At 61.0% G+C, this 7,307-nt stretch carries 6 protein-coding genes; 4 read left to right on the top strand and 2 right to left on the bottom strand.

Going from position 1 to position 7,307, the window contains the following annotated elements:
- The first annotated feature begins 242 nt into the window (after positions 1-242).
- The 4 genes from lon (at position 243) to cmoB (ending at position 5,042) form a co-directional block, all read left to right on the top strand.
- Positions 243-2,666 (top strand): endopeptidase La, encoded by a 2,424-nt coding sequence (gene lon / locus F0169_RS05745; protein WP_152745977.1) that lies wholly within the window; start codon positions 243-245, stop codon positions 2,664-2,666.
- Positions 2,667-2,849: 183 nt separating this feature from the next.
- Positions 2,850-3,239, top strand: coding sequence for a protease inhibitor I42 family protein (locus tag F0169_RS05750; RefSeq protein WP_152745978.1), 390 nt, complete (start codon positions 2,850-2,852; stop codon positions 3,237-3,239).
- Between the two features lie 106 nt (positions 3,240-3,345).
- Positions 3,346-4,089, top strand: a complete 744-nt coding sequence (gene cmoA / locus F0169_RS05755) for a carboxy-S-adenosyl-L-methionine synthase CmoA (protein ID WP_058411945.1) — start codon at positions 3,346-3,348, stop codon at positions 4,087-4,089.
- Complete coding sequence (gene cmoB, locus F0169_RS05760; RefSeq protein WP_122250439.1) at positions 4,086-5,042, top strand: tRNA 5-methoxyuridine(34)/uridine 5-oxyacetic acid(34) synthase CmoB; 957 nt, start codon at positions 4,086-4,088, stop codon at positions 5,040-5,042. Before cmoA ends, cmoB begins: the two co-directional genes overlap by 4 nt.
- Before the next feature lie 55 nt (positions 5,043-5,097).
- Here the strand turns inward: cmoB and tadA are convergent, their stop codons facing one another.
- Positions 5,098-5,595, bottom strand: a complete 498-nt coding sequence (gene tadA / locus F0169_RS05765; RefSeq protein ID WP_152745979.1) for a tRNA adenosine(34) deaminase TadA — start codon at positions 5,593-5,595, stop codon at positions 5,098-5,100.
- The gene (locus F0169_RS05770; protein WP_058411947.1) at positions 5,595-6,971 is read right to left on the bottom strand and encodes a multicopper oxidase family protein; all 1,377 of its coding nucleotides are present in this window, start codon (positions 6,969-6,971) and stop codon (positions 5,595-5,597) included. Before F0169_RS05770 ends, tadA begins: the two co-directional genes overlap by 1 nt.
- Between the last annotated feature and the right edge of the window lie 336 nt (positions 6,972-7,307).

The following is a 7,307-nucleotide window of genomic DNA, read 5'->3' on the forward strand; positions in this document are numbered from 1 at the left end:
CGATACAAGCCATCACCCAAAGAACGGATATGCACGAAAACCCAAAGAACACCCCGAGCCCGTTTGCTGCGCGACAGCGCCACATCAAAGATGCAGTGGGGTCTCCCACAAAAGCGTTGCGGGTGCCTATGCAGATTTGTAGCGCGACAAATCCATGCAATATGTTGCTATCTGGCCCACCCCATTGAAACCACCGTCGCCGCGCCCCATCTAAGCTGCATACTTCCTTATGCAGGTGCCCCATGAGCGACCAGCAAGAATTCCCCGATCTAGACCTCAACGATTACGCCGACCCCGAAAACGCTGACCACGAAACCTCATCCAACACCGGCCTGGCCCTGCCAGGGCAAAACCTGCCGGACAAGGTCTACATCATCCCGATCCACAACCGGCCGTTCTTCCCGGCGCAAGTGTTGCCAGTGATCGTCAACGAAGAACCCTGGGCCGAAACCCTCGAACTGGTGAGCAAGTCTGACCACCACTCGCTCGCCCTGTTTTTCATGGAAACCCCACCCGACGACCCACGCCACTTCGACACCTCCAGCCTGCCGCTGTACGGCACCCTGGTGAAGGTGCACCACGCCAGCCGCGAAAACGGCAAGCTGCAATTCGTCGCGCAGGGCCTGACCCGCGTGCGCATCAAAACCTGGCTCAAGCACCACCGCCCACCGTACCTGGTCGAAGTCGAATACCCGCATCAGCCCACCCAGCCGACCGATGAGGTCAAGGCCTACGGCATGGCGCTGATCAACGCGATCAAGGAACTGCTGCCGCTCAACCCGCTGTACAGCGAAGAATTGAAGAACTACCTCAACCGCTTCAGCCCCAACGACCCGTCGCCGCTTACCGACTTCGCCGCCGCGCTGACGTCGGCCACCGGCAACGAGTTGCAGGAAGTGCTGGACTGCGTGCCCATGCTCAAGCGCATGGAAAAAGTCTTGCCGATGCTGCGCAAAGAAGTCGAAGTCGCGCGTCTGCAGAAGGAAATCTCCGCCGAGGTGAACCGCAAGATCGGCGAGCATCAGCGCGAGTTCTTCCTCAAGGAGCAACTCAAGGTTATCCAGCAAGAGCTGGGCTTGACCAAAGATGACCGCAGCGCTGACGTTGAGCAGTTCGAGCAGCGCTTGGAAGGCAAAGTGCTGCCGGCGCAGGCGCAAAAGCGCATCAATGAAGAAATGCACAAACTGTCGATCCTGGAAACCGGCTCGCCGGAATACGCCGTCACGCGCAACTACCTGGACTGGGCCACGGCAGTGCCGTGGGGCGTGTACGGCAAGGACAAACTCGACCTCAAACACGCGCGCAAAGTGCTGGATAAGCACCATGCGGGCCTGGACGACATCAAAAGTCGCATCCTCGAATTCCTCGCGGTGGGCGCCTACAAAGGCGAAGTCGCTGGCTCCATTGTGTTGCTGGTAGGCCCGCCGGGCGTGGGCAAAACCAGCGTCGGCAAATCGATTGCCGAGTCGCTGGGGCGGCCGTTCTACCGTTTCAGCGTCGGCGGCATGCGCGACGAGGCCGAAATCAAGGGCCATCGCCGTACCTACATCGGCGCCCTGCCGGGCAAGCTGGTGCAGGCGCTCAAAGATGTGGAAGTGATGAACCCGGTGATCATGCTCGACGAGATCGACAAGATGGGCCAGAGCTACCAGGGCGACCCGGCGTCGGCGCTGCTCGAAACCCTCGACCCGGAGCAGAACGTCGAGTTTCTCGACCACTACCTGGACCTGCGCCTGGACCTGTCCAAAGTGCTGTTCGTGTGCACCGCCAATACCTTGGACTCGATCCCGGGGCCGCTGCTCGACCGTATGGAAGTGATTCGCCTGTCGGGCTATATCACCGAAGAAAAAGTCGCCATCGCCAAGCGCCACCTGTGGCCCAAGCAGTTGGAAAAAGCCGGTGTGGCGAAAACCAGCCTGACCATCAGCGACGGCGCGCTGCGTGCGCTGATCGACGGTTATGCGCGCGAGGCCGGCGTGCGCCAGTTGGAGAAACAGCTGGGCAAACTGGTGCGCAAGGCCGTGGTCAAGCTGCTGGATGAGCCGAAAACGCTGATCAAGATCGGCAACAAAGACCTCGAAAGCTCGCTGGGCATGCCGGTGTTTCGCAACGAACAAGTGCTGTCCGGCACCGGTGTGATCACAGGCCTGGCCTGGACCAGCATGGGCGGCGCGACCTTGCCGATTGAGGCAACGCGTATTCACACACTCAATCGCGGCTTCAAGCTCACCGGCCAGTTGGGTGATGTGATGAAAGAATCCGCCGAGATCGCCTACAGCTACATCAGCTCGAACCTGAAATCGTTTGGCGGTGACCCGAAGTTCTTCGACGAAGCCTTTGTGCATTTGCACGTGCCCGAAGGCGCCACGCCCAAAGACGGCCCGAGTGCCGGTGTAACCATGGCCAGCGCGTTGCTGTCATTGGCGCGCAACCAGCCGCCGAAAAAAGGCGTGGCCATGACCGGAGAGCTGACGCTGACCGGGCATGTGCTGCCGATTGGCGGCGTGCGTGAGAAGGTGATCGCGGCGCGGCGCCAGAAGATCCATGAACTGATCTTGCCGGAGCCGAACCGTGGCAGTTTTGAAGAGTTGCCGGAGTACCTCAAGGAAGGTATGACGGTGCACTTTGCCAAGCGCTTTGCCGATGTGGCGAAGGTGTTGTTCTGACAGTTTTGTAGCGCTTGGTCTGGCCCCATCGCGAGCAAGCCGAAACGTCGCACCGCCGCTCCCACATTTGATGTGTGAATACATTCAAATGTGGGAGCGGGCTTGCTCGCGATGGGGCCATGTGTCACACCGTGCCTCATCTTCGGTTATCCTCGCCCTTCATCGTGAATCAACGGAGACCCCATGACCGCTCCCCGCCTCCTTCTTCCCGCAAGCCTGGCCCTGCTGGCCGCGTGCGCCAGTGCGCCCAAGCAAAACGTCAGCGTGGACAACCAGAGCGCCTGCCCGCTCCAGCTTAAAACCGGCCAAAACCTGATTCTTACGTTGCCGAGCAACCCGACCACCGGTTATCGCTGGGCCATCCAGGATTCCGCCGGCGGCGTGCTGCGCGCGCTCAGCCCCGAGGTTTACACCAGCTCGGATTCCGGCGTGATCGGTGGCGGTGGCCAGTCGACTTGGCGCTTCCAGGCATTTGCCGCCGGCCAGGGCCGCTTGCGACTGACCTCCCAACAACCTTGGGAGCCGGAAGCCGAACCGGCTGAGACCTTCGATTGCGCCATCACGGTGAATTGATACGCCGGTGGGCATCATGGCGTCGGTGTTCGATCAGACAACCCGCGCACGCGAGGGCCAACTTGGCTAAAATGCCGGTCTTTCCTCCATCGTCGCCGGACCAGTCGTGAGCAAACAACCCGATCGCCTATTCGCCCAGCCCTTGCCCCAAGTGCCGGACTTCGCCTTTAACGAGGACGTGGTGCGGGTATTCCCCGACATGATCAAACGCTCGGTGCCCGGTTACCCGACCATCGTCGAGAACCTCGGTGTGCTTGCCGCGCAGTTCGCCCAGCCCAACAGTGTGCTTTACGACTTGGGTTCGTCCCTCGGCGCGGTGACTCAGGCCCTGCGCCGGCATGTGCGCACCGACGGTTGCCGGGTGATCGCGGTGGATAACTCGGCCGCCATGGTCGAGCGCTGCCGTGAATACCTCAATGGCCAGGACTCGATGTTCCAGGAGTTGCTGCCGGTTGAGGTGATCGAGGGCGACATCCTTGCGTTGCAGTTCCAACCGGCCTCGGTGGTGGCGCTGAACTTTACCCTGCAATTTATCGCCCCGGATCAGCGCCTGGCATTGCTCGCGCGCATCCGCCAGTCGCTGCTGCCGGGCGGGGCGTTGATCCTCTCGGAAAAGCTGCGCTTCAATGACCTTGAAGAGCATGCGCTGCTGACCGACCTGCACATCGCGTTCAAACGCGCCAATGGCTACAGCGAACTGGAAATTGCCCAGAAGCGCAGTGCCATCGAAAACGTCATGAAGCCCGACAGCCTTGAGGAACACCGTGAACGCCTGCTGGCGGCCGGGTTCTCGACAGTTGTGCCGTGGTTCCAGTGTCTTAACTTTGCCTCGTTGATTGCCTTGCCATGATTGATCTGTCCCCCCTCGCCCGACACTTGGTAGGCACGCCTTTGGCCGTTTGGGCTCAGGGCCTGCAAGCGCAACTCGATAGCAAGATGGAAAAGGGTCATGGTGACCTGGAGCGTTGGCAGAGCGCGCTGGATGCGTTGCCGGCGATCAAGCCCACCGAAGTCGACTTGCTTAACGACTTGGTGCTGGACACTGACTGCGACGACGCGACCCGCGCACAGATGCACACCGCGCTGATGGGGTTGAGCCCGTGGCGCAAAGGCCCGTTCAACCTGTTCGGTGTGCACGTCGACACCGAATGGCGCTCGGACTGGAAGTGGTCGCGGGTGGCGCCGCACCTGAATTTGCACGGCAAGCGCATTCTCGACGTGGGCTGCGGCAACGGTTATTACATGTGGCGCATGCTCGGCGCCGGCGCCGACAGCGTGATTGGCGTGGACCCAAACTGGCTGTTTTTCTGTCAGTTCCAGGCGGTGCAGCGTTACCTGTCGGCGCCCAAGGCCTGGCACTTGCCGTTCCCGTTTGAAGATTTACCGCCGAACCTGGAAGGCTTCGACACGGTGTTTTCCATGGGTGTGTTTTACCACCGCCGCTCGCCGATCGAGCACTTGCTGGCGCTGAAAGACTGCCTGGTCAAAGGCGGCGAACTGGTGCTCGAAACCCTGGTGGTAGAGGGCGACCAACAGCAAGTGCTGGTGCCGGAAGACCGCTACGCGCAGATGCGCAACGTGTGGTTCCTGCCCTCGGTGCCGGCCTTGATGTTATGGCTGCGCCGCGCGGGTTTCAGCGAGGTGCGTTGCGTGGACGTGAGCGTGACCACGGTGGAGGAACAGCGCGGCACGGCGTGGATGAAGTTCCAGTCACTGAGTGACTTCCTCGACCCTGCAGACCACAGCAAAACCATCGAAGGGCTGCCCGCGCCAATGCGCGCGGTCATCATCGCCAGGAAGTAGCCCATACCCCTGAAAAACTGCTGAGCCCCCTCCCACCTTTAAATACTCCGTGTGTTTAGAGTGTGGGCTTGGCTCGGCGGGCCTTGAAGAACTCGCTCAGCACCGCGCCGCATTCCTCGGCCAGTACGCCGCCTTCATACAGCACCCGATGGTTAAGAAAGCCCTGGGTGAAAAACTGCCCCTGGCTTTGCACGATGCCCGCCTTCGGCTCCAGTGCGCCGTACACCACCCGCGCGATGCGCGAGTGCACGATCAAACCGGCGCACATGCTGCACGGCTCCAGCGTGACATACAGCGTGCTGCCCACCAGGCGATAGTTGCTGATCGCTTGCGCGGCGGCACGAATGGCGACCATCTCCGCGTGTGCGCTGGGGTCGTTGCCGCTGATCGGGCAATTGAAGCCACGGCCAATGACTTCACCGTTTTGCACCAGCACCGCGCCCACGGGCACTTCGCCCAGCGCCGCGCCTTCAGCGGCGAGCACCAGCGCTTCGCGCATGAAAGCCTGGTCGCTGCTCCGGTCGATAATCGCTGCTGGGCGAACCTGGCGCATCACGCCACCTCGATGGCGGCCATCAGGCCGGTTTCCATGTGGTCGATCACGTGGCAATGGAACATCCACACCCCGGGGTTATCCGCCACCAACGCCACGCGGGCGCGCTCGTTCTTGCCCAGCAGGTAGGTGTCGGTGAAGTACGGGATCACCTTGTGCCGGTTAGAGGCGATCACTTTGAAACTCATGCCATGCAGGTGGATCGGGTGCTGGTATTGGGTCATGTTTTTCAATTCAAAAATGTAGCTTTTGCCCTTCTCAAGCGTGGCAATCGGGCGGTCGGCGCAGGTTTTATCGGTGATGTCCCACGCCTTGCCGTTGATTTGCCACAGGCTCGGCGGCTTGCCGTCATCCACCGACACGCTGCCCACCCACTCGAAATTGAAGTTGAGTTTTTCGGCATTCGCCAGGTCCGGCTCGGCAATCGGGTTGGCCGGCAGCGCCGCTGGCCATTCGCCAGGCGCGTCGGTATTGGCCACCGAACGGAAGGTGCCCAGACGCACCGGGCCGTTGCGGATCGACAGTTCTTCGCCCGCTGGCGGCGCCTTGATCGCCAGGCATATGCGCATGCCCGGCCCGAGCCAGTATTCCTTGCCCAGCGGGCGCGGCTCGACCGGGTTGCCGTCCAGCGCGTAGATCTGCGCCTCGACACCCGGAATGTTGAGGCGGTAGGTCAGGGTGTTGTCGAGGTTGAGCAGGCGCACACGGGTAATCTGCCCAGCGGGCAAATCAACCACCGCCTGCGCCACGCCATTGATCGTCGACAGGCGCCCGGCGGTGCCACCCCGCGCCGCCTCACGCGGCACGCTGAAGGCGACGAACGCGCCCTCTTCATCCACATGCCAACTCTTCAGGCTCAAGGTGCGTTCGTGTTTGAAACCGGTGGGCTCGCGCTCTTCGATGATCAGCGGGCCGACCAGACCACGGCCGAGTTCTTCGCTGCTGTTCACGTGCGGGTGATACCAGTAGCTGCCGGCGTCGGGCACACGGAATTTGTAGTCGAAATATTCGCCAGGCAACACCGGCAATTGTGAGACGTAGGGCACGCCGTCCATCTCCAGCGGCAGGCGAATGCCATGCCAGTGAATGGTGGTGGCGACCGGCAGGTGGTTGATAAAACGCACCCGCAGCCATTCGCCCTGGCGCACCCGCAACTCGGTGCCAGGCGCCGAGTGGCCGAACGCCCATGCTTGGGTGGTGTAACCGGCGACCAGTTCAACGTCCAGCGGCGCTGCGATCAGCTCGTAATCATGCCCCGCCTCGGCCTCGGCGACTTTCCCCAGCCAGTAGCGATAGGCGCCACCGGCGCCCACGCCAACGACGGCCAGGCCTGCAAGACCACCCAGGATTTGTCGACGGGAAAAAGTGTGGGACACAACTACCTCGCGTATCGGCTGCGGGCCTGAGACCCGCAAAGGGCAGATACGATACACCTGCAATCGCTAAACAGTAAGACTTCGCATTGCCAGATATGGGAGGGGCTTGCTGCCGATGGCGGCGTATCAGTCAAATCATCTGTACCTGACCGACCGCCATCGGGAGCACGCCACCTCCTAGCAAACTACAAATAACTATTGTTGTTTTTTGAAGTTTATCCAGGTGTGTGGCTTTTTTGTTTTGAGTGCATATCCGTTATTGAGGTTATGGTTTATATCGGTTCCGCTCTTACAGCGGGCCACTTTTGAACAGCGCAAAAGTAACCAAAACGCTCT

Source organism: Pseudomonas kitaguniensis, from assembly GCF_009296165.1.
GTDB classification, from domain to species: Bacteria; Pseudomonadota; Gammaproteobacteria; order Pseudomonadales; family Pseudomonadaceae; genus Aquipseudomonas; species Aquipseudomonas kitaguniensis.